Here is a 20,874-nt window from a genome sequence, read left to right as displayed (position 1 = left end):
TCAACTTGAAGGTCAAGCGTTATGAGAATTGGCGAACTCGCGGAAAAAACCGGCCTCGCGCCGTCGGCTATTCGCTTTTATGAGCAGAGTGGCCTGCTGCCCGCACCGGAACGCACTGCCAACGGTTATCGCGTCTACTCCGAGGTAGCCGTTGAGCGTCTGCGCATGGTGCAGTTGGCGCAGAATCTCGGCTTCCCGCTCGACAGACTACGGGAGGCGCTGTCCGGTCCCGAGGATTGTCCGAAAGATGATTTGCTGCATGCACTCGATATGCGGCTCGACGAAATCGAGCAACTCATGACCGAGCTGCGCACGCAGCGAAAGGCGGTACGCACGCTTCGCACCACGCTCAGCGAAGCGTGGGCTGCGGGACATTGCGTCGACAGCCAGGAGTTGACCCATCACCTTCTGGCAGAGCAGCAGGAACCGGTGCGCCGCGCGAAACGTCGCGCGCGGTAGCGCACGACAGCGCGAACCCATTGGCGGCTAGTCTGGCGCCTTGATGGTCCGCAGGAAGTCGAGGAGCGCCGCCGTGACCGCTTCCGGCGCCTCCTGCTGTATCCAGTGGCCGATGCCTGGGAGCAGCGTGTTGGAGACAAGGCCCGGCAAAGTCTCCGGGTGGGCAGTGAACGCGTCACGTCGCCAATTCACCACCGGATCGCGCGCGCCCGCGAGAAACATCGACGGCTGGGTGATGCGCGCCCCGGCAAAGGCGCCGAGCAACGCCCAGTTCCGGTCGAGATTGCGATACCAGTCGAGCGGCGCACGAAAGCCGCGAGCGAAAGCCGCTGTCTGCAGGCTAAGGTCCTGCGGCGTCAACCAGTCCGGCAGGCCGGAAGGTACCGGGATAGTCGCAAGAAATCCGCTCTCGGCGACCATGCCGTTCCAGAGCGGATCGGGCGCTGCGCCAGAAAGGCCCCAGTAAATGCGGCGGAGGCTTTCCGCCGGATCCGCGTCAAGTTCGGCTTCGGCGCGGCCCCGCAGTTCGAACCAGAGCCAGTAGAAGCGCTCCCGCCCCAGCCGACGCAGAGTCGCGAGCGGCGCGGAGGCGGTGCGAGGGATAAACGGAACCGACAGTCCCGCGACGCCGATAAACCGGTCGGGCCGCAACATGGCTGCGGTCCAGGCGACCGTCGCCCCCCAATCGTGCCCCACGATCACGGCTTTCGGATGCCCGAGCGTATCGAGCAACCCGACCAGGTCGCCCACCAGATGCAGAATCGTAAAATCTTCGATCGCTTCCGGTGCGCTGCTGCCACCATAGCCTCGCATGTCGGGAGCGATGACTCGATATCCCGCTTCAGCGAGCGCCGGCACCTGGCGGCGCCAGGAATGCCGCGATTCAGGAAATCCATGGCAAAGCAGGACCGGTATACCGCTGCCGGCAATGTCGGCGCGTAGCTCGATGCCGTTGGTGGCAAAGTCCCCAGTCTCGATCTGAATCATGCGGCACCTGTCCGATCGAATTGGCCCTGATCGCCTTGCAGCGACAGGGCCGTTTCACATCACTTACGCTTGAGTTGCGAGAGGTCCCGCACCGCGCCACGGTCGGCCGAGGTCGCCAGCGCGGCATACGCCTGCAACGCCTGCGACACCACGCGCTCACGGTTCACCGGCATCCAGGCCTGGTCGCCGCGTGCCTCCATGGCTTCGCGACGGCGCGCCAAGTCCGCGTCCGATACCACCAGGTGCATCTTGCGGTTGGGAATGTCGATCTCGATCACATCGCCCTCTTCCACCAGACCGATCGTGCCGCCTTCGGCTGCTTCCGGTGACGCATGCCCGATCACGAGCCCGGACGACCCGCCCGAGAAACGGCCGTCGGTAAACAACGCGCAGTTCTTGCCCAGGCCCTTGGATTTCAGATACGACGTGGGGTAAAGCATTTCCTGCATGCCGGGACCACCCTTGGGACCTTCGTAACGGATCACGACCACGTCGCCCGCTACGACCTTGTCGCCCAGAATGGCTTCGACGGCGTCGTCCTGGCTCTCGAAAACGCGTGCGCGCCCGGAGAAAACCCACTGCGATTCGTCGACACCCGCGGTCTTGACGATACAACCCTTCTCCGCGAGGTTGCCATACAGCACGGCGAGGCCGCCGTCTTTCGAATACGCGCTCTCCTTGCTGCGGATGCAACCGGTCTTGCGGTCGGTATCCAGCGACGCGAACGTGGCTTCCTGGCTGAACGCAACGGTGGTCGGAATGCCGCCCGGGGCCGCGCGGAACAATTTCTGTGCTGCTTCGCCCGCGCCACCGGCGATGTCCCACTTGGCAATCGAATCACCCAGCGTGCCGCTATGCACGTTGCCGCACGAGAGGTCGAGCAGATCCGCGCGGGCCAGTTCGCCGAGAATGCCGGGAATGCCGCCGGCACGATGCACGTCTTCGATGTGGTACTTGTCGGTGGCGGGCGCCACCTTGCACAGGCACGGCACTTTGCGCGAGATGCGATCGATGTCGGACATCGTGAAATCGACCCCGCCTTCTTGCGCCGCGGCCAGCAGGTGCAGCACGGTATTGGTCGAACCGCCCATGGCCACGTCGAGCGCCATGGCATTCTCGAAAGCCTGTTTGCTGGCGATATTGCGCGGCAGGACTGACGCGTCTTCTTCCTGATAATAGCGGCGGCACAGGTCCACGATCAGGCGGCCCGCCTGTTCGAACAGACCCTTGCGCCATGCGTGCGTGGCGACGATCGTGCCGTTGCCAGGCAGCGCCAGGCCGATTGCCTCGGTCAGGCAGTTCATCGAGTTCGCGGTGAACATACCGGAGCAGGAACCGCACGTCGGGCAGGCGCTGCGCTCGATTTCCGCCACTTCCGCGTCGCTGACCCTGGAGTCGCCCGCCTTGATCATGGCGTCGATCAGATCGATCTTGGCGATCACCTGGCCGTCGGTCGGCGATTTGACCTTACCCGCTTCCATCGGACCACCGGAGACGAACACGACGGGGATGTTCAGGCGCATGGCGGCCATCAGCATGCCCGGGGTGATCTTGTCGCAATTGGAGATGCAGACCATGGCGTCGGCGCAGTGCGCGTTGACCATGTATTCCACCGAGTCGGCAATCAGCTCGCGCGAGGGCAGCGAATACAGCATGCCGCCGTGACCCATGGCAATGCCGTCGTCCACCGCGATGGTGTTGAATTCCTTGGCGACGCCGCCGGCCGCTTCGATTTCGCTCGCCACCAGCGCGCCCAGGTCGCGCAGATGCACATGGCCCGGCACGAACTGGGTGAACGAGTTCACCACCGCAATAATGGGTTTGCCGAAATCACCGTCCTTCATTCCGGTGGCGCGCCACAAGGCACGGGCGCCAGCCATGTTGCGGCCATGGGTCGAGGTTCGTGAACGATAGTCAGGCATCTGTATCCTCAGATATTGGGGGACGTCAAAATTGGAATTGTGCCCAGGCCGGTCAATGCGCAGTCAAGAACGGTGACGGCATACCGATAACCCACAAGCGGTGGCTCGCGATGGCGCACGGTGTGAGCTGGGAATGTACGAATAGTGCGAGAACGCCGGTAAGACGTCCAATATATTTTTACGGCGCAATTAGGTCGTAAAAGATATTAATCGACAATCGGCTAAGGCAGGAAGGCGCCGGAATGCTGGGCCTGGAACGGCAGCCACGGCGGTTGGAACATGGAACGTCCGGTGGGCACCCGGCTCATGGGGCGCCAGCCCAGTCTGCCGGGAGCATGCCCGGACAGACTGAACCAGCGAGCCCGCCAGCTTCGATAAAGTTAATTCACAGCCTTGATCGGTGCCGGGAACCATTCACCTTGCTGGACTTCGTCCTTCGGAACATAGGTACGGAAGTTCAGCGCGAAGCCCTTGCCCGCCGGCGTAGGCAACCAGTTGCTTTGAGGCACGTTCTTCGGTCGTGCCGGTGCAAGCCAGATGCTCGTGCTGCCATCCGCATTCGCCCTCAGATGGGACACGTTGTTCAGGTTATAGCGGTGCAATGCGTTAGGCACAACGCGATAGTCCGGCACGCTGTACAACGTCACCGACCAGAATCCCTTGACGTGCCCATCCGGCTTTTCGCCCTTCGGGAAGCGGATCTCGTAGGTCTTGCTGCCGTCGAGCGGTTGCTTGTCGCTGTCGTTCAGTCCCACAAAATAGATCGCTTCGCTGATCACGTTGGCCCACAAACCACCGTAGTTGATGATGTCGCGCGAGACGTAGTCGTTGCCAAAGTTGCCCGCCACGTAACTCACCGACCAGCCGTCCTTCTGCGTGCCGAAACCCTTGGCATAGGCAAGGAACGCCGGAAGTGCCCGGGTCTTGACAACATCGTTCACGCGTTTGCGGGCAGCGTCGCTGCTCTTCATGTAGTTGCCAACGTTGATTGCCGCTGCCTGATATTCAGCCGCCTTCGGCATCGCATCCGGATAGGTGGCCAATACTTCGCTTACGCGATCGAAAATCTCGGCGCCGATGGGCGCGGTCGGCGTAAAGACGGGCACAGGAAACGCCGGATCAATCTGCGTATCGGGCGACGCATTGACGGTGAATTGATGCTGCAACCTCACAGCAACCTTGGGTGAGCCTTTGAGTTCGACACGCGCCAGCAATTTTGCCTTGGCCGACGGCAATTCGATCTTGACCGCATCGGCCGGCACCGGCGGATTGGTCCCCTTGATCACCAGCGCAAACTTGCCATACGGGTGATCCGGATACGTGCGCTCATTGATGTTGGTAATGACTTCGCCCCAACCGTCGAGCAACTGAGCCGTGTAGTAGCGGCCCGTGACTTTAGGAACGCTCAGGATAACTGCGTGATCCTTGTCCGCCGCAAGCCAGGCTTCCAGGTAGGCCACGTCGAGGTTCGGATTCACGAACTGGGCGGAACCCAGCGGATTGTATTTGATCTTGTTGTAGCCGACCTTCTCGACGTTGATGTCGTAGTTCTCCTGCTGTAACACCAGATAGCGCCCGTACAGGTAATGCCAGGACGACACGATCTGCTCGTCAGACGGGACATTCGCACTCGCATTGGCCGCCACGTTTGTCCCCGGCGAGCTGCAGGCAGCGATGCCCAAACCGATCAAACCAGCCGCAATCACGGAGCAGGCCCATTTCGGCGCTTTCAAGGTGTTCAACATTTATTTAGCCTTGTTTTAGATGAGTGGAGGCAAGCTTACATTGAACCCGACAACGTTGAAAGCGTACCGCGGGGATTATTAGAAGGATCCGGAATACCCGCATGCAAATCGAATATTTCGCCGAATAACGAAGGCCATCTGTTATTGAAATGATTGAAAATCTGAAAGCAAAACGATCATGGTCATCTTGCTGGATTTAAAACCCGATTAATGGCGGAGTATCAGGCGACGGCAATGCGACTCGTCTTCGCGCGGCGCGCGCTGGGTTATCTTTTCCAACCCATGCGCGCTCCTGTGTGGTTTTTTCGCGACTTCCGCCCCGCCGGGACATGCCAACAGGCCTGTCCGGCAAGGCGGGCGGATGCTTCATACAAAACACCTGATTTGCATGTGCAGCAAGCTTCGATAGCATCAGGAAACACGTCAGCGTTCCCCAACGTCCGGCGTGTGTGTTTGTTAGCCGCAGCATTGTCTGCGGCTTTTTTTATCTGAATCGACGACACGTCAAGCAGGTTCGCGATCACTCGTCATTATCCGGGCATGACGCTCGCGATCCATCGACGAATCGTCGTCGGCGCGAGCGCGGCCAAGAATCGCAAACACCGCAATTGCACACAACAACGTAATGACGGTCAATCCCCCGAGTAAAAGACCGAACGCATCGGTATAGATGTGCAGCAACGTCGTACGAGCGACATGCGGAAGAAGCGCCGATGCGCGATCGAGATCGCCCGCTGCAAGACGCGCCGCCGCTTCGGACACGTCGGCGGCGGATAGGGCGTGGGGGTTGACGATCGACTGCACGCGAGTCTGCGTGAGCACGGCCAGAATCGCGCTGACCGTTGCAAGTGCAATGCACTCACCTGCAACACGCGTGGTGCTGAAGATCCCGGTCGCCATGCCGGCACGCTCTTTCGGCACGACGCTCACCGATAAACCGTCCATCAATCCCCACGGCATCCCCGCACCGATACCGATTGTCAACAGGGGCGCGATCGCGGCGCGGCTCGCACCGTCGCGCAACACAATAGTCAGCCAGCACAGGCCGGCTGCGGCAATCAACAAGCCGATGCCCGAGATGACGCCGGCGGACATCCAGCGCGTCAGCGTTGCGGCAGCGAGCGGCACGACCAGCATGGGGGCGGACAGCGCGAGCATCAGCCAGCCGGCGTCGATCTCGCTGTAACCGTCGACACCGACAAAACGCAGCGGCAGCACGACGAGCAGCACGATGTAGCAGTAGCAGGTCGCGATCGGCAACACTTGCACGCCGACAAAACGCGGATAGCGGAACAACGACAGATCGAGCATGGGCCGCGCGACGCGCGTTTCGATCCCCCAGAACGCGGCGGCCAGCACTACCGCGCCCAACAGGAATCCGACGACGAGAGGGTTCGACCAGCCGCTCTCCGAGGACTGGATCACGCCGAACGTGAAGCACGACAATGCTCCGGTGAACGTTGCGATTCCCGCCCAGTCGATCCGCCGCGCATCCGGGTCACGCGATTCACGCATCTGCGGCACACCGAACAACAGCGAGAGAACACCCACCACGGCACCCGTCGCGAAGATCGCTCGCCAGCCGAAGCGCTCGATCATGACACCCGCCAATACCGGCCCGAATGCCAGCCCAAGCCCGAAGGTCGTACCGAGCAGACTGAATGCACGAGTGCGGGCGCGGCCATCGAACTCCTGTGCAAGGGCCGCGGTCCCGCCCGCCAGCGCGGCTGCGGCGGCAACACCCTGCACGGCGCGCAGCAGATCGACAACCAGGATCGACGGCGCAAAGCCGAGCAGCAGCGAGACCAGCGCGAATCCACTGACGCCGATCGCAAACAGGCGCTTGCGTCCAAACCGGTCCGCGAGTGCGCCCGCCGCCATCAGCAAGCTGCCAAAGGTCAGCATGAATGCGTTCGCGATCCAGTTCATTTCGACCGGGCCACCCGCGAGTTCCCGGCCGATCGCGGGCGTTGCCAGCGCCCCCGCCGAAAAGCTGAGCGGCAACGCGAGCGCAGCGAGACAAACGGCCGTGAGAATTGCGACGGGCCGTCTCAACGAAACGGAAGAAAAAGTTTTGCTCATCACCGCTCCCCAAAGGAAACCGGTCCGCGCGACGCCTCCTGCGCGCGCCTCCCGGTAGAGCGATCAACGATAATTCGGATTCAATCAAACAAAAACCGTGTGAAATTCCGCTGATAAAGGAGTTAAATTCCTTAATTCAATTGACTGTACGGGCATCGGGACGGGATGGACAACCTCAACGGCATCGTCGCGTTTGTGCGCACGGCGGAGGCGCTTAGCTTTGTCGCCGCCGGGCACAAGCTCGGCATCTCGGCGTCGGCGGTTGGCAAGACGATTGCGAAGCTCGAGCAATCGCTCGGCGTGCGGCTCTTCCATCGCACCACGCGCAAGGTCACGCTCACCGATGAGGGACGTCACTTCTACGATCGCTGTCACCGGATTCTGGAAGATCTGCGCGATGCCGAAGCCATGCTCTCGGAGGCCGCACAAACGCCACGCGGCAAGTTGCGTATCAGCGTCCCCGCGATCGGCTATCGATTCCTGTTGCCCGTGCTGCCGGAATTCACGCGCCGTTATCCCGATGTCGAGCTTGATCTGGATTTCAACGACCGGCTCGTGGATGTTGTCGAAGGCGGTTTCGACGCGGTCATCCGCAGCGGCACGCTGACAGATTCGAGTCTGATGTCACGCCGTCTCGGCGCATTCTGCTTCATGCTGTGCGCGTCGCCGGGCTATCTTGCGCAAGCTGGCATGCCGCGCACGCTGCACGACCTGGAAGAGCACGCGTGCGTGCGTTACCGGTTTCCCACCACAGGCAGGCTTCAGCCGTGGGAGCTGTTGGCGGATCGCAGTGAGCCTGCGAACTTGCGCACGGCCATCACCTGCAACAACATGGAGGCGCTGCGCGAGGCTGTCATGGCGGGTTTTGGCATCGGGTACATGCCGGATTTTCTGGTACGCGATGCAGTCGCGACAGGCATGCTCACCACGCTGCTCGACGCGCATCGGATCGCCCCGGGACAGTTCTCGATCTTATGGCCATCAAGTCGGCAGTTGTCGCCGAAGCTTCGCGTGTTCGTCGATTTCATGTGCGCGAAATTGTTCAAGGTTCCTGGCGGCTGATTCATCGCCGGCACCGGACATTCATACGCCCCCCGCTTGAAAGTCCGCTCGCCCAGCCTTTCCGGAAGCCAGCGTGCCGGTTACTCAACAGAAAAGAGTCCTCCGCCGCCGAACGCGACCTTCGCGAACCGCTCGCCAATGCGACGATGCGCAGGCCCATCCGGGTGAAGTTGATCGGGAAGCGGCAGATCGGCGAAATCCTGTTGACCGTAGAGTTCCAGTCCGTCGAGATAGCGCAGATGCGGGTCGCTCACTGCCCGCTGCTGCACGACGCGCCGCAACTCGTCCCGGATGACCGTCAGGGTCAGCTTTCCAGCCTTGCGTTCGGCCGGGTCCCCCGTCGCCCGAAACGAAACCTTCCCTGCGGCCAGCGCATTCATATCGAACGCGCCAGGGCCCGGCGTGTCTTCATGAATCGGGCAATAAAGCGGCGAGATGACCAGCAGCGGCGCGCTGGGGTGGCCGTCCCGGATGGTGTCGAGAAAACCGTGCACTGCCGGCGTGAAAGCGCGCAGCCGCATCAGATCAGTGTTGACGAGGTTGATGCCGATCTTAATGCTGATCACGTCGGCAGGCGTATCGCGCATCGCTCGAGCAGTGAAGGGGTCGAGTAGCGCGCTACCGCCGAATCCAAGATTGATCAGCTCCACATCGCCGAGGGAAGCGGCAAGCGCGGGCCAGATCGACGTGGGACTCGCTGCGTTGGAGCCATGGCTGATCGAACTGCCGTGATGCAGCCAGACTTTTCGCCCCTCGTTGCTGACAGGCTCGACGTGGGCGTTCGAGCGCAACGCGACAAGCTCCGTGATTTCGTTGTGCGGCAGCCAGATCTCGACTTTCTTGTCATGGCCGGGCAGGCCGGCAAACCGTAGAGTGGCCGGCGCGCCGGACTGCTTCGAAACCGTACCGGTGACCATGTCGATGGTTACGGTGTCTCCACCGGCCGCGCTGCGCTGATGGACGAGCCGGCCGTCGACGAGCAGGTCGTACACACCGGCCGGCCGTGGCGGGACACCCGCATAGACGTACCGTGTCGGCAGAACATCGATTTCGATGTCCGTCGCCTGGGTGCGAAACACCAGTCGTACTCCTGAGGGTTGCGACTCGGCCATCGCCAACTGAGGGTCCGCGCATTGAGCGCGCGCTCGGGCAGGCAGGCGGTGCGGCAGCACCCCGCGTTCGGTTTGCTCGAGTTCCAGGGCACCGCGCAGGAACGCCTCGCTAATGCGTGTGGTAATCAAGATGTCCTGGTCGTTCGTCATCTTTGGTTGAGGGCATACGGCTTTGCCCAACTGATGTGTGACGGCGAGGATCCGGAAGGGAACGTATTCCAGCTTTCGCAAGCAGACTGACGTCGCGTGGCTCAGGCGCAGTCCGGCCGCTCGCCGCTCATCGATGAATACCGCGGCGATTTATAGCGAACGCTCAATCGCCTGCCCGAGCAGTGCCAGGCCCAGGTCGATCTCATCCTCGTGTACCGTCAACGGCGGGGCGATGCGGAACACGCCGCCCATCCCGGGCAACTGCACGATGTTCATGCTGAGCCCCAGATTCATGCACTCGCGGGTGATCTTCGCACCAAGACCGTCCGCCGGTTCCTTCGTGCGGCGGTCCTTGACGATCTCCATGCCGAGCAGCAGCCCTCGTCCGCGAATGTCGCCGATGCACTCGAAGCGCTCCATCAAATCCCGCAGCCCACGCTTGAGCCGCTCGCCCATCAGATTGGCACGCGCCACCAGTCCCTCGCGCTCGACCACCTCCAGCACCCGCAGACCGACGGCGGCGGGCAGCGGATCGGACACATGAGTCGTATAGAACAGGTAACCCAGTTCGTGAGCCCGCTCTTCGATCTGTGCGGAGGTCACGACGGCCGCGAGCGGCAGACCGGCGCCTAGCGTCTTCGACAGGGTGAGGATGTCGGGCGTGACGCCATCGCGCTGGCAGGCGAACATCGTGCCCGTGCGTCCCACGCCGGTTTGCGCTTCATCGAGGATCAGCAGCATGCCGCGCTCCTCGCATTTACGCTTCAGCGCGGCCATATAGCCTTGCGGCAATTCGATGATCCCGCCGGAACTGAGGATCGGCTCGGCGATGAACGCGGCGAGATTGCCGCTGGACTGACGATCGATGAGATCGAAGGCGTAGTCCAGTTCCGCGAGGTAATCGTATTCACCATTGCGCTCGAAACGCGGCCGATACAGGAACGGCGCGGGGATCGCGAAGGAACCGGCGGCCGCCGGACCAACACCCTTGCGCCCGGCACTGTAGGTAGCGGATGCCGCGGCGCCCGTCATGCCGTGCCAGGACTGCGCAAAGCCGACGATTTCGTATTTGCCGGTGACCAGCTTTGCCATGCGGATGGCGGCCTCGTTCGACTCCGCGCCGGTGCTGAGCAACAGCGCCCGGTCGAGTCCGTCGGGCGTGATGTCGGCCAGGCGGGTCGCCAGATCGACCACCGGTCGCGAAAGCATGCCGCTGAAGAGGTGGTCGAGCTTGCCGGCGTATTCGTTGATGACCGACACGATTTCCGGATGGCTGTGCCCGAGCACCGCGCTCATCTGCCCCGAGGTGAAATCCAGGATCGCGCGACCGTCCGCGTCATAGACAAAGCTGCCCTGGGCACGCTCAATGATCATTGGCTCGAAGGTGCCGCCATAGCGGATGAGGTGCTGCCTGGCGTTGCGCCAGAAAACTGCGTCATTGTTCCCGGACACTTTGCTTCTCCCTGGACGGATCGCTGGAATAGCTTGCAGTCTAGATGGCTCTCTGCTTTCATAGAATCGAATACTTCTTATGGAAGCTAGAAGCGAGTCTAATATCTTGAGCCTTTCACTCGAAATCGATCTGCTGCGTTCGTTTATCGTCATCGCCGAAGTCCGGGCGCTCAGCCGTGCGGCCGGCCGGATCGGCCGGACCCAGTCGGCGCTGAGTCAGCAGATGAAGCGGCTTGAAGACATCGTCGATCAGCCGCTGTTCCAGCGCACGGGTCGCGGTGTCGTGCTGACGAATCCCGGCGAACGCCTGTTGATCCACGCCCAGCGCATTCTGCGTGTGCACGACGAGGCGATGGCCGATCTTTCCGGCAAAGGGCTGTCAGGGACCATCCGCTTCGGCTGCCCGGACGACTACGCCGCCGTTTTTCTGCCGCATCTACTGCGCCAGTTCTCACGCCAACACCCGCATGCGCTGGTGGAGGTCATGTGCGTGCCCACTCCGCGATTGCTCGAACAGCTGGAGATGCATGCGCTGGACCTTGCGATGATCTCGTTGCCTGAAGACTCACCGAATGCTGACATCATTCGCCGCGAACCGCTGGTCTGGGTAGGCTATCCGGGACTGGACTCCGCGCACTTCGACCCCTTGCCGCTGGCGCTCTCCGATCCAGACATGCTCGACCACGTGGCGGCCTGCGAAGCGTTGCAACGCGCCGGCAGGGCCTACCGCATCGCCTATGCGAGCAGCAGCCTTGCCGGACTCACGGCGCTGGTCCGCTCGGGGCAGGCCATCGCCGTTATTACACAGACTGCCGTCGCCCCGGATCTCAGCATACTCAATGGCGATCCCGGACTTCCGGCTTTGCCCAGCGTGGGCATCACGCTGAAGTTCGAGCGCAAGCGTCCTTCCCATCTGATCACGGCATTCGCGGAACACATCAGGTTGACGCTGCCCTTGCTGTGATCCGGAATTGCCGCCGGCGCGCCCTCCCCCATCAAGCGCGCGATCGCCGGGCGTCCGGTTTCCGCCGCCGGCAATCCCTTGACCGCTGAAGCATTGGCCTTCTTTGCAAGCACGGGTGAGACCGACGACATATTCCGCCGATTGATCAAGTGCGGGCGACAAACGGAGACTGCGTGCCTCCGTCCTCGCTCCTGGCGATGCACGTGCCCGGTGCGTCGCCAGTCATAGTGATTGTGTCTGCACCATGACACGCATCGCCAAACGTTTGCGACGTGCATGCCAACGCCTGCAACGTCCGTGGAACCCACCCGGCCCGATGCTTGCTTTTATGTAAGCACAACAATTTTCAGCCACGGGGGCCAAGCCATGTCGAATCCGCTCGAAATCGTCGAACTGACGCATCACGTCAGGAAACTCGCGACAGGAAAAATCTCCGATATCAACGACATCAATCGCGAGACGACTTTTCTCGCCCTCAATGCCTTGATCGAAGCGGCGCGCGCCGGCAATGCGGGTCGCGGCTTCGCGGTCGTGGCGAATCAGGTCAAGCATGTGTCGGCGCGAATCGGTGAGATCACCACGGTGCTCAATCGCGAACTCGCCGGCTCGCTGACCCGGCTAACCGATCTCGGCGACAGCATGATCGAGCGGCTGCGTTCGCACGAGGGTCAGCGTTGCGCCGATCTCGCACTGAACATGATCGACGTGATCGACCGCAATCTGTATGAGCGCTCATGCGATGTGCGCTGGTGGGCCACCGATTCCGCGGTGGTCGATTGCCTCGCCAATACGAGTGCCGATACGCGCGCGTACGCATCGCGCCGTTTGTCCGTGATTCTCGATAGCTATACCGTGTACCGGGATCTATGGATCGTCGACGCGGCGGGCAATGTCGTCGCGAACGGCCGGCCGGATACGTATGCGGTGCACGGCCGCAATGTCGCTGAAGCCGGCTGGTTTCGCGATGCGATGAAAACGCCTTCGGGTGCGGACTTTATCGCGGGTGATATCGAAGAACTGGCGCTCCTGAAGCATGCGCACATCGCAACCTATGCGACGGCAATCCGCGAAGACGGTGCGGTCGATGGCAAGCCGCTCGGTGCGCTGGTGATCTTTTTCGATTGGGCGCCACAAGCGTCGGCTGTTGTGAAAGGCGTACGGCTCACGGACGAGGAATGGCGGCGTACGCGCTGCATGATCGTCAACGCGCAGCATCGCGTGATTGCGAGTTCGGACGACAAGGGTGTGCTCGATGAACAATTCCGTCTGAATACCAATGGCCGGCCGGCGGGCTTTTATCCGCTAACTGATGGGCGCACCGTATCGTTTGCCGCCACACCAGGCTACGAGAGCTATCGCGGCCTGGGGTGGTACGGCGTGATTGTGCAATCGCCGCCGGCTTGAGCCGTTGTCACGTACGCGTAATCGATGCGCCACCATCCACTAGCGAAGCCGTACCGGTCACGAAGGACGAGTCATCGGACGCCAGATAAAGCACCGAGCGGGCGAGTTCCTCCGGACGAGCAACCCGCTTGAGCGCATGCAAGCCGGTCACGAAGGCCTGCGACTCAGCGGTGTCGTTCATGCCGCGATACATGGGCGTGTCCACGGCGCCGGGCAGAATGGCGTTGACGCGTACACCTTGCGGTCCATACTCGGCGGCCAGCGCCTGCGTCAGCCCGATCAACCCGGCTTTGCTCGCGGCGTATGCCGCGGTGCCCGGGAAGGCGAAGGAATAGCCAACGAAAGTCGACGTAAAGATGATCGACCCGCCCCCTTGCTTGATCATCTCGGGGATCTGATGCTTCGCGCCCAAAAACGCGCTCGTCAGATTGGTCGCCAATGCGGCCGACCAGCCGGCCTCGGACACGCCCGTGGTCGGGCCCATTTCGCCCAAGGTGCCGGCGTTGTTATAAGCGATGTCAAGCCGGCCAAAGCGGCTGACGGCGAGCGCGACCAGTGCCTTCGCGAAGTCCTCTGACTGCACGTCGCCCGCCAGAAACGCGGCCTCGCCGCCTGCACTGACGATCTCGGCAGCGAGCGTTTCAAGTTCAGCTTCGCGGCGCGCCGCGATCACCACTTTTGCGCCTTCCGCAGCGAACAGTTTTGCCGTGGCACGGCCAATTCCCGCACTGGCACCCGTCACGATAGCGACCTTTCCTGTTAAGCGTTGCATGTTCAACTCCTGCTGTAGTGTGCTGACCAGTGCCCTGTGCCCCGGTCCATGAGAAGGACTATAGACTTCAGCCATCAGTACAGAAAGATGAAAAACATGGGTATATCATTCAGCATTTGTGAATGATCGGAGAGGCACATGGATCGGTTGCGCGCTTTCGAAGTCTTCGTGACGGTGGTGAGCCGCGGCAGCTTCACACGCGCCGCCGATGCGCTCGAGACGTCGCCCGCCAATGTGACCCGCTACGTGAACGAGTTGGAAGCGCATCTCGGCACACGCCTGCTGAATCGCACCTCACGCAGGCTTTCTCTCACCGAGGGCGGCGAGACCTTTTACGCCCGCTGCAAATCGATTCTCGACGACGTCGCGGAGACTGAAGGGCTCGTCTCATCTGCGTCGATCGAACCGCGCGGCCGCTTGCGTATCAATGCGCCCGTGAGCTTCGGGATTCTGCATCTGGCGCCGCTATGGCCCGAGTTCATGCGCAAATATCCCGAAGTGGAACTCGACGTTGCGCTGATTGACCGCGTCGTCGATATCGTCGACGAGGGCTATGACCTCGCCATTCGCATCTCACGCGCCGGTTCGACTAACCAGGCCGCCCGCAAGCTGGCGACATCGAGGAACATTCTGTGTGCGTCGCCGGCCTATCTGGCTCGTTGTGGATACCCCGCGGCGCCAGCGGACCTGATCGGGCATCGATGCATCGGTTACTCGTATGCGGCCACCGGCGACGAGTGGCAACTGATCGACCGCGCGCGCAAGACTCATACCGTGAAGGTCGACTGTCACATGCATACCAACAACGGCGATACGGCGCGCGCGGCGGCACTCGCCGGGCAAGGCCTGATCTGGCAACCCACGTTTCTGGTCGGCAACGACCTGCGCGCCGGCACGCTTGTTCAGGTATTGCCTGAGTATCGCTTGCCCGACATCGACGTACTCGCGCTGTACCCAAGCCGCCGGCACGTAAGCGCCAAGGTACGCACGATGATCGATTTTCTGGTCGACGCGTTCGGCGATGTGCCGCCGTGGGATCGGCCCGACAATCAGCGCGCATAGGTGATCGGTTTCCCGTAGATGTCCTCGAACGTATCCCGGCGCATCAGGTCGGCGGCGAGTCACGGTTATCGCGCGTTTCGGGGGTTCTCAGGTAGTAAATGTCCCACTCCGTTTCTTCAATCTTCAGGAAACCATGCCGCTGATAAAAGCGGTTTGAATCGCTATTCCGGAGCGCGCCAACCTTGACCGTAATCGATCGGGAATCGGCGTCGGCAAAGAGGGAGTCGAGCACCGCAGAGCCGATCCCCCTTCCCTGATGTTCCGGGAGGATATAGAGGTGCTCGAGCGCCAGATGATTGTCGGCGGGTTTCGCCACAACAAAGCCCACCGATACGCCATCGACCACGATGAACCTGCAGAACACAGAATCAAACGACGACAGGAAACGATCTCTGGCCCGCAAGGGATCGAAGCGGCCAATACGTTCCAGACTTTCCCGCATGGCCTCGATGCGTATCTGTACTAGCGCCTCGGCATCGCTGTGCGTTGTACCTGCGAATGTGACGTTCACTTAACTGTCCTTATCAGCGGTATGTCGCCTTATGCCTTCCGAGTCTGAAAGCGATAGTTGTTGTCAGCGATTCCGGCATGCGTGTCGAACGAAAGATTCTGGCCGCGCACGATTTTATGCTGAATGAATAAAACGGTGCGCTGCACGGCGGCCAACGCCGATGGCATGACACACACGGAAAAACGAGTGGCTCACTATGGGTCTGCTGTCCATTACGGGCAGCAACTAACCTAAAGGAGCCAAAATGAAAGCCGTTTTTGACCGCTTGGGAAAGAACCAATCCTCACCATCGCTTCCTGCCTTTGTGGCGTCGCGCGTCGAGCAATATTACCGCGAGCGGGTAACGGACACGTGGGGAGGCGGACACATCATGCGCGGCCGCCTTCCCGGACGAGATGCGCTGCATCTGTCGAGCAACGACTATCTCGCCATCGCGCGCCACCCCGACATCATTCGCAGCATGGGCAGAACATTGCGCTCGGACGGCAACGGACTGTTGATGTCGGGCATCTTCCTGCACGGCGATTGCCCCCAGTTGAAGTTCGAGAGCCGGCTGGCGACGTTCATGCGTGCAGAGGCGGGCGTGCTATGTCAGTCCGGCTATGCGGCGAATATCGGGCTGATCCAGTCGATCGCTTCGGCACGAACGCCCGTCTACGTGGACATGATGGCGCACATGTCGTTGTGGGAGGGTATCCGCTGTGCGGGCGCGGTCCCGATACCGTTCAGGCACAACGAAGCGGCGCATCTCGAGCAGCAGATCATGCGATACGGGCAAGGGGTCGTGCTGGTCGATTCGATTTACAGCACGAACGGTAGCGTATGTCCGCTTGTCGCGTTCGCGGATGTGTGCGACAGGCATGAGTGCGTGTTCGTGGTCGACGAGTCGCATTCGCTCGGCACGCATGGTCCGGGTGGAGCGGGACTCGTGGTCGAACTTGGACTGGAGTCTCGCGTCGCGTTCCGTACCGCTAGTCTTGCGAAGGCTTTTGCCGGCCGAGCCGGCTTCATCAGTTGCCCAGCCCGTTTCCAGGAATATTTCAAATTCGAGTCGAATCCGGCGATCTTCAGTTCCACGCTGTTGCCCCATGAGATCAGTGGACTCGACGCGACGCTCTCGGTAATCGAATGTGCCGACCGACGGCGCAGGAGACTGGCGTCGAATGCCGCCTGGCTGCGGGAGCGGCTGACGGAGCTTGGATATAACCTGAATGCCAGCGAGAGCCAGATCATCGCGCTCGAAGCGGGTACGGAACAGCGCACGATCGTGTTACGCGATGCATTAGAGTCGCGGGGCGTTTTCGGCTCCGTGTTTTGCGCACCGGCAACGGCGCGCAATCGTGCGCTGATCCGCATGTCGATCCACGCTGCGTTGACCGACGCCCAGATCGAAAGGATTGTGAGCGTTTGCCGTGACATCCGCGGCGAGGTTGAGCTCGACAGTTGGCCTTCCACCCGGCGTCTCGGCGGCGACCGGCTGTCGTCCCGCAGACACAGTCACGAGCACAGTACGGCAGATAGTGCACTAGCGGTCTGATAGTGGCACGACATGGAGTTCACGCGCGTGAACTCCATGTCTTCTGTATGTCGCGGTCCAGCCATTCGAGGTAGCGGTCGTAACTCAGCACATGGCTCAGATCGAACCCGGGTGGGTTGGGAATCACGGTATAACCGTAATTTCGTTGCCCCGTAAACTGCGTTGCCGGGTGCATATAGCTCTCCCACGCAGCGCCGTCCGCAGGACAGTACCCGCTGGTTTGCCAGAAGTACGGCAGGCTCCGGCCGCTGTCCAGGGCTTCGAAAAAAGCCGCTGGTGCGCCTTGTACGCTGGCTATTTCACGCACACCCCGCAGCGTTTCGTCCGTGTGGACAATCAGCAGATAGGACTTGCCGACACCGTCGAGCATGAGCAGCCCGTTTGGCGAGTATGAAAGGTAATGCTCGACAATACCGAGCGAATCAAAGAGTTCTCTCACCCGCACGCCCAGCGCTTCATCACGCAAGAACGTATATTCCGACGTCACCAGCGTGTCGAGGATGGACTGACACCGGTTATCGAAGTAGGCATGCTGCATATCCCGCACCGCGCGATTCAAAGCACTGATCGCCGATGCGTCCTGCTTGCGAATGAAGCGATGAATGATGCCTTCGTTAAAGCTCTCCACCGCGATACGCTCGTCCGCCTTTCCGGTCAGCATGATCTTGCGTACAGCAGGGTCCGTTATGCGGCGGCAGAATTCGAGACCATTCAGCCCCGGCATGTCGTAATCCACCACAACAACCGATGCCGCCTGAAACCGGTCGTTGTCGAACACCTGATTTCGCACGGCGTCGACGCTCATTGCGATGACCTGATGCGCCTCGTCCTCGTCGGTTCGGTCGCGGTACGGAGCGAAGATCTGCTCCTCGGGCGCACCGTGACGCGGGCGTTCATTCACGAACTGCAGCGCTTCCCTTGATGAACTGAAGAGCCGGAAGGCAAGGTTCGGTTCGAGCTGCAGACACAGATTCGACAGGAATGCCGAACTGTCGTCGACGAATGTGACGGTCGTCGGAAAATAGAATGGTTTGATCGTATCCATCATGATGGCTTGGGAAAGGTCAACACAAACTCGGTATACACGGACTCGATAGACGTACAGTCGATCGAACCACCCATTACACGCATGACGTCGCGACAGAATGCGAGGCCGATGCCGGTACCGACGGAGGCGTCATCCGCTTCGGCCGACGACGTGTAGAAGCGCGTGAAGATGTGAGGAAGGACATGGGGCGCGATGCCCACACCGGTATCGCGAAAGAGGAGCTGGTTCGCGCGCGCGCCAGGCGCAAGCCGGATCGAGATCAGGGCGCTGTCGACATCCGCCATGCCGCGGAAGGCATTTTTCAGCAGATTGAAGAGCACATGGACCACCAGCATGCCCGAGCCCTCGAACGTGAAGTCATTGATGAGATCCGTGAGCACCTGCTGCTGCTCGCCTTCGCGAAACGGATAGCGGCCGAGCGCGGTCTCCACACATTGCCTGATCGAGCAATCCGCGACCTGCTGGGAATGCCCGTCGGTAAACCGTGCGTTCGCGAGCAGCATGTCGATAATGGTATTGGAATGAACCGCCTCCTGCTCAATGCGGGAGAGTACGCCGTCCATGGAATGAAGGTGAACGGCGCGGATCTTGGGCACGCGCAACCCGCTGTCCTGAGCGATGCCGTACGTTTCGAGTAGCAAGGGCAGATAGCTTCCGAGTCCTGCGGCACCCGCGCGAATGGCGAGTAGCGGAGTACGCAGTTCGTGGGCAATGCTGCCGGCGGTTGCGAGCATGGCCCGTTCCTGCTCGACCCGGATCCGCTCAGTGTCATAGTTGGCGATGGCGCCGATCGCTATCGCAAACGAAAAAATCGCCAGATGAACAAGATACGACGAGTTCACATTGACAACGTCGGTTGTTGCCCAATAAGCGAGGTACGCAAGCGCAATGCCGATCAGGAAATTGAGCAGCAGCATGAGCCAGTCGAGCAACAACACCATGACGAAAGCGGCAATCAGCGCGCTTTCGACCCATACGTTTGAGCCGTTGTTTTTCAACAGCATGAACGTGAAAAAGAACGGCAGCGAATAAAAGATGGTCGCGTACCAGTAGTACGGCATGAGCTTTTTCGCCCACGACGGCCAGCGGTCGGAAAATACAATGGGAATAAACAGCGCGGAGCCGATCAGCCGCAGCGGCAGGTTTTCGTAGGGCTGGGGGAAAAGATCGTTCCAGATGTAGTAATAGAGCGGGAAGCCGACGATCGCAATGATCGAGAAGGGGCGCATCCGGCGGCTCACGTATTGCAGGTTTCGCAAGGCAGGAGCGAACACCTGGGCAACGAATCGACGGATCGGCACCACCGTGCGGGCGCCCCGCGGAGGGTTTCTCGTTGCGTGCATTATTTCCAGAATAAAAGATTTACCGGCTCTCTCAGGCCAGGTTCCGGCGTTGAAACTGTTGATGCATTACGCGGCATCATCTGGATTATGCGGCGCGCGCATTTGTCTGCCCCAATTTACCAAGCTGCCGAAGTTATTTGCCACGGCCTAAGCACAAATCTTGACCTAAGGCGACGCCGATGTCACGGCAAATAATTGCCTTCAATCGCTTGGCCGACGGTTGTCCGCGTACTGCCGTCTTGTCACCCGGGAAAGAATGCGCGCGCATGTATGCATAGCGAATCAAGTGACTATTCGTTGCTGAGGCTGAGATTGGGGCTAAGACTCGCAAGCGAGTTGCCCTTTCAGCAGCGCGTCGAGCCAGTCGGCGAACACCTGAACCCGGCGCGACAGATGTTGCCGATGCGGATAGAGCAAGTTCATCGGCATTGGCGCAGCCCGGTATTCGGGCATCACCTCGATCAGTTCTCCCGCACGCAGATGCTGCTGCACATCGTAGGCCGGAATCTGGATCAAGCCGAGTCCTGCAAGGCAGCATGCGATGTACGCCTCCGCGCTGTTGACGCTCACGCGCCCCTGCGTTGTCACCGTTCTTACCGTCTCGCCGTCGAGCCATTCCCAGAGCGCGATACGGCCGCTCGAGGGCGACGCATACTGAACGACCTGATGGCTGGTCATGTCGCCGGGCGTGGAAGGCGTACCGTGACGAGACAGGTAAAGACGGCTCGCAACATTGATCAGCGGCAGATTGCCAATCGGACGCGCGATCATGCCGGAATCCTGCGGTTTGCCTACGCGCAGCGCGCAGTCGACGCCTTCTTCGACAAGGTCGATCGTGCGATCGGTCAGGCTGAGCGCGATATCGATTTTCGGGTAGGCGAGGAGGAATTCCGGCAGCGCGGGGGCGATGATCAGCCGGCCTATGCGGCCCGGCACGTCGACGCGCAGCATGCCGCCCGGCCCTACCGACGTCTGCCGGAACAGGTTCTCGGTCTCCTCGACATCGGCGATCAGGCGCAGGCAACGCTCATAGAGCGCGGCGCCGTCCTGCGTCGGCGACACTTTCCTCGTTGTCCGATGCAGCAGGCGGGCGCCGATCCGTCCTTCCAGCTCCTGGATCGCCGCGGATACCGACGAGCGCGGCAAGCCGAGCGTGTCCGCCGCGCGCGTGAAATTCGCACATTCGACAACCCGCGTGAAAACGCGAAACAGGTCAATCCGATCCACGTTCACTCCCACCACTGTTCGACTTTTCTGACCAG

Annotated in this window: 17 protein-coding genes; 6 read left to right on the top strand and 11 right to left on the bottom strand. The window is 61.0% G+C overall.

All coding sequences use genetic code 11. From position 1 onward, the window contains the following. The first annotated feature begins 21 nt into the window (after positions 1-21). A complete protein-coding gene (locus PQR67_RS05785; RefSeq protein WP_408455682.1) occupies positions 22-459 on the top strand; it encodes a MerR family transcriptional regulator in 438 nt (145 codons plus the stop codon). Between the two features lie 27 nt (positions 460-486). Here the strand turns inward: PQR67_RS05785 and PQR67_RS05780 are convergent, their stop codons facing one another. From PQR67_RS05780 to PQR67_RS05765, 4 genes are all read right to left on the bottom strand, one after another. Next, positions 487-1,446 (bottom strand): alpha/beta fold hydrolase, encoded by a 960-nt coding sequence (locus PQR67_RS05780; protein WP_408455679.1) that lies wholly within the window; start codon positions 1,444-1,446, stop codon positions 487-489. Positions 1,447-1,505: 59 nt separating this feature from the next. Continuing rightward, a complete protein-coding gene (gene ilvD / locus PQR67_RS05775) occupies positions 1,506-3,368 on the bottom strand; it encodes a dihydroxy-acid dehydratase (protein WP_408455676.1) in 1,863 nt (620 codons plus the stop codon). Positions 3,369-3,748: 380 nt separating this feature from the next. Continuing rightward, positions 3,749-5,113: a DUF1214 domain-containing protein gene (locus PQR67_RS05770; protein WP_408455673.1), complete on the bottom strand. Its 1,365-nt coding sequence runs from the start codon at positions 5,111-5,113 to the stop codon at positions 3,749-3,751. Positions 5,114-5,617: 504 nt separating this feature from the next. Continuing rightward, positions 5,618-7,195, bottom strand: a complete 1,578-nt coding sequence (locus PQR67_RS05765; RefSeq protein WP_408455671.1) for an MFS transporter — start codon at positions 7,193-7,195, stop codon at positions 5,618-5,620. A 165-nt stretch (positions 7,196-7,360) separates the two neighbouring features. Here PQR67_RS05765 and PQR67_RS05760 point away from each other — a divergent pair, with 165 nt between their 5' ends. Next, entirely contained in the window at positions 7,361-8,257 is an 897-nt protein-coding gene (locus tag PQR67_RS05760) for a LysR family transcriptional regulator (protein WP_408455668.1), read from the top strand. 80 nt (positions 8,258-8,337) lie between these two features. On the opposite strand, the gene PQR67_RS05755 is transcribed toward PQR67_RS05760, so the two are convergent. Further along, entirely contained in the window at positions 8,338-9,600 is a 1,263-nt protein-coding gene (locus PQR67_RS05755; RefSeq protein ID WP_408455665.1) for an SGNH/GDSL hydrolase family protein, read from the bottom strand. A gap of 69 nt (positions 9,601-9,669) precedes the next feature. Continuing rightward, entirely contained in the window at positions 9,670-10,971 is a 1,302-nt protein-coding gene (locus tag PQR67_RS05750; protein ID WP_408455662.1) for an aspartate aminotransferase family protein, read from the bottom strand. A gap of 79 nt (positions 10,972-11,050) precedes the next feature. Between PQR67_RS05750 and PQR67_RS05745 the strand changes: the two genes are divergently transcribed. Further along, the gene (locus tag PQR67_RS05745; protein ID WP_408455659.1) at positions 11,051-11,935 is read left to right on the top strand and encodes a LysR family transcriptional regulator; all 885 of its coding nucleotides are present in this window, start codon (positions 11,051-11,053) and stop codon (positions 11,933-11,935) included. Positions 11,936-12,211: 276 nt separating this feature from the next. Beyond that, on the top strand, positions 12,212-13,339 hold the full coding sequence (locus PQR67_RS05740; protein ID WP_408455656.1) for a methyl-accepting chemotaxis protein: 1,128 nt from the start codon (positions 12,212-12,214) through the stop codon (positions 13,337-13,339). Positions 13,340-13,346: 7 nt separating this feature from the next. Here the strand turns inward: PQR67_RS05740 and PQR67_RS05735 are convergent, their stop codons facing one another. Next, positions 13,347-14,111 carry an SDR family oxidoreductase gene (locus PQR67_RS05735; RefSeq protein ID WP_408455654.1) on the bottom strand — a complete coding sequence of 255 codons (765 nt, stop codon included), beginning with the start codon at positions 14,109-14,111 and terminating at the stop codon, positions 13,347-13,349. A 138-nt stretch (positions 14,112-14,249) separates the two neighbouring features. Between PQR67_RS05735 and PQR67_RS05730 the strand changes: the two genes are divergently transcribed. Then, positions 14,250-15,173: a LysR family transcriptional regulator gene (locus PQR67_RS05730; protein WP_408455651.1), complete on the top strand. Its 924-nt coding sequence runs from the start codon at positions 14,250-14,252 to the stop codon at positions 15,171-15,173. A 43-nt stretch (positions 15,174-15,216) separates the two neighbouring features. Here the strand turns inward: PQR67_RS05730 and PQR67_RS05725 are convergent, their stop codons facing one another. After that, a complete protein-coding gene (locus PQR67_RS05725) occupies positions 15,217-15,684 on the bottom strand; it encodes a GNAT family N-acetyltransferase (protein WP_408455649.1) in 468 nt (155 codons plus the stop codon). A 244-nt stretch (positions 15,685-15,928) separates the two neighbouring features. Here PQR67_RS05725 and cqsA point away from each other — a divergent pair, with 244 nt between their 5' ends. Beyond that, positions 15,929-17,221, top strand: a complete 1,293-nt coding sequence (gene cqsA / locus PQR67_RS05720) for an alpha-hydroxyketone-type quorum-sensing autoinducer synthase (protein ID WP_408455646.1) — start codon at positions 15,929-15,931, stop codon at positions 17,219-17,221. A gap of 19 nt (positions 17,222-17,240) precedes the next feature. On the opposite strand, the gene PQR67_RS05715 is transcribed toward cqsA, so the two are convergent. The 3 genes from PQR67_RS05715 to PQR67_RS05705 form a co-directional block, all read right to left on the bottom strand. Beyond that, positions 17,241-18,269, bottom strand: a complete 1,029-nt coding sequence (locus PQR67_RS05715) for a response regulator (RefSeq protein WP_408455643.1) — start codon at positions 18,267-18,269, stop codon at positions 17,241-17,243. Beyond that, a complete protein-coding gene (locus tag PQR67_RS05710) occupies positions 18,266-19,612 on the bottom strand; it encodes a sensor histidine kinase (protein ID WP_408455641.1) in 1,347 nt (448 codons plus the stop codon). The genes PQR67_RS05715 and PQR67_RS05710 overlap by 4 nt, the downstream gene beginning before the upstream one ends. Positions 19,613-19,930: 318 nt before the next feature. Then, the gene (locus PQR67_RS05705) at positions 19,931-20,839 is read right to left on the bottom strand and encodes a LysR family transcriptional regulator (protein WP_408455638.1); all 909 of its coding nucleotides are present in this window, start codon (positions 20,837-20,839) and stop codon (positions 19,931-19,933) included. Positions 20,840-20,874: the final 35 nt, after the last annotated feature.

This window comes from Paraburkholderia fungorum (assembly GCF_046026025.1).
GTDB lineage: Bacteria > Pseudomonadota > Gammaproteobacteria > Burkholderiales > Burkholderiaceae > Paraburkholderia > Paraburkholderia fungorum_E.
This window is presented reverse-complemented; position numbering and strand designations above follow the sequence as displayed.

What these genes read in the sequence shown, in the direction of transcription:
- PQR67_RS05740 (WP_408455656.1), top strand. Translation starts at nt 12,212, where the DNA reads ATGCCAACGCCTGCAACGTCCGTGGAACCCACCCGGCCCGATGCTTGC.
- PQR67_RS05760 (WP_408455668.1), top strand. Translation starts at nt 7,361, where the DNA reads ATGGACAACCTCAACGGCATCGTCGCGTTTGTGCGCACGGCGGAGGCG.
- PQR67_RS05785 (WP_408455682.1), top strand. Translation starts at nt 22, where the DNA reads ATGAGAATTGGCGAACTCGCGGAAAAAACCGGCCTCGCGCCGTCGGCT.
- cqsA (WP_408455646.1), top strand. Translation starts at nt 15,929, where the DNA reads ATGAAAGCCGTTTTTGACCGCTTGGGAAAGAACCAATCCTCACCATCG.
- PQR67_RS05730 (WP_408455651.1), top strand. Translation starts at nt 14,250, where the DNA reads ATGGATCGGTTGCGCGCTTTCGAAGTCTTCGTGACGGTGGTGAGCCGC.
- ilvD (WP_408455676.1), bottom strand. Translation starts at nt 3,368, where the DNA reads ATGCCTGACTATCGTTCACGAACCTCGACCCATGGCCGCAACATGGCT.
- PQR67_RS05770 (WP_408455673.1), bottom strand. Translation starts at nt 5,113, where the DNA reads ATGTTGAACACCTTGAAAGCGCCGAAATGGGCCTGCTCCGTGATTGCG.
- PQR67_RS05765 (WP_408455671.1), bottom strand. Translation starts at nt 7,195, where the DNA reads ATGAGCAAAACTTTTTCTTCCGTTTCGTTGAGACGGCCCGTCGCAATT.
- PQR67_RS05735 (WP_408455654.1), bottom strand. Translation starts at nt 14,111, where the DNA reads ATGCAACGCTTAACAGGAAAGGTCGCTATCGTGACGGGTGCCAGTGCG.
- PQR67_RS05710 (WP_408455641.1), bottom strand. Translation starts at nt 19,612, where the DNA reads ATGCACGCAACGAGAAACCCTCCGCGGGGCGCCCGCACGGTGGTGCCG.
- PQR67_RS05745 (WP_408455659.1), top strand. Translation starts at nt 11,051, where the DNA reads ATGGAAGCTAGAAGCGAGTCTAATATCTTGAGCCTTTCACTCGAAATC.
- PQR67_RS05780 (WP_408455679.1), bottom strand. Translation starts at nt 1,446, where the DNA reads ATGATTCAGATCGAGACTGGGGACTTTGCCACCAACGGCATCGAGCTA.
- PQR67_RS05715 (WP_408455643.1), bottom strand. Translation starts at nt 18,269, where the DNA reads ATGATGGATACGATCAAACCATTCTATTTTCCGACGACCGTCACATTC.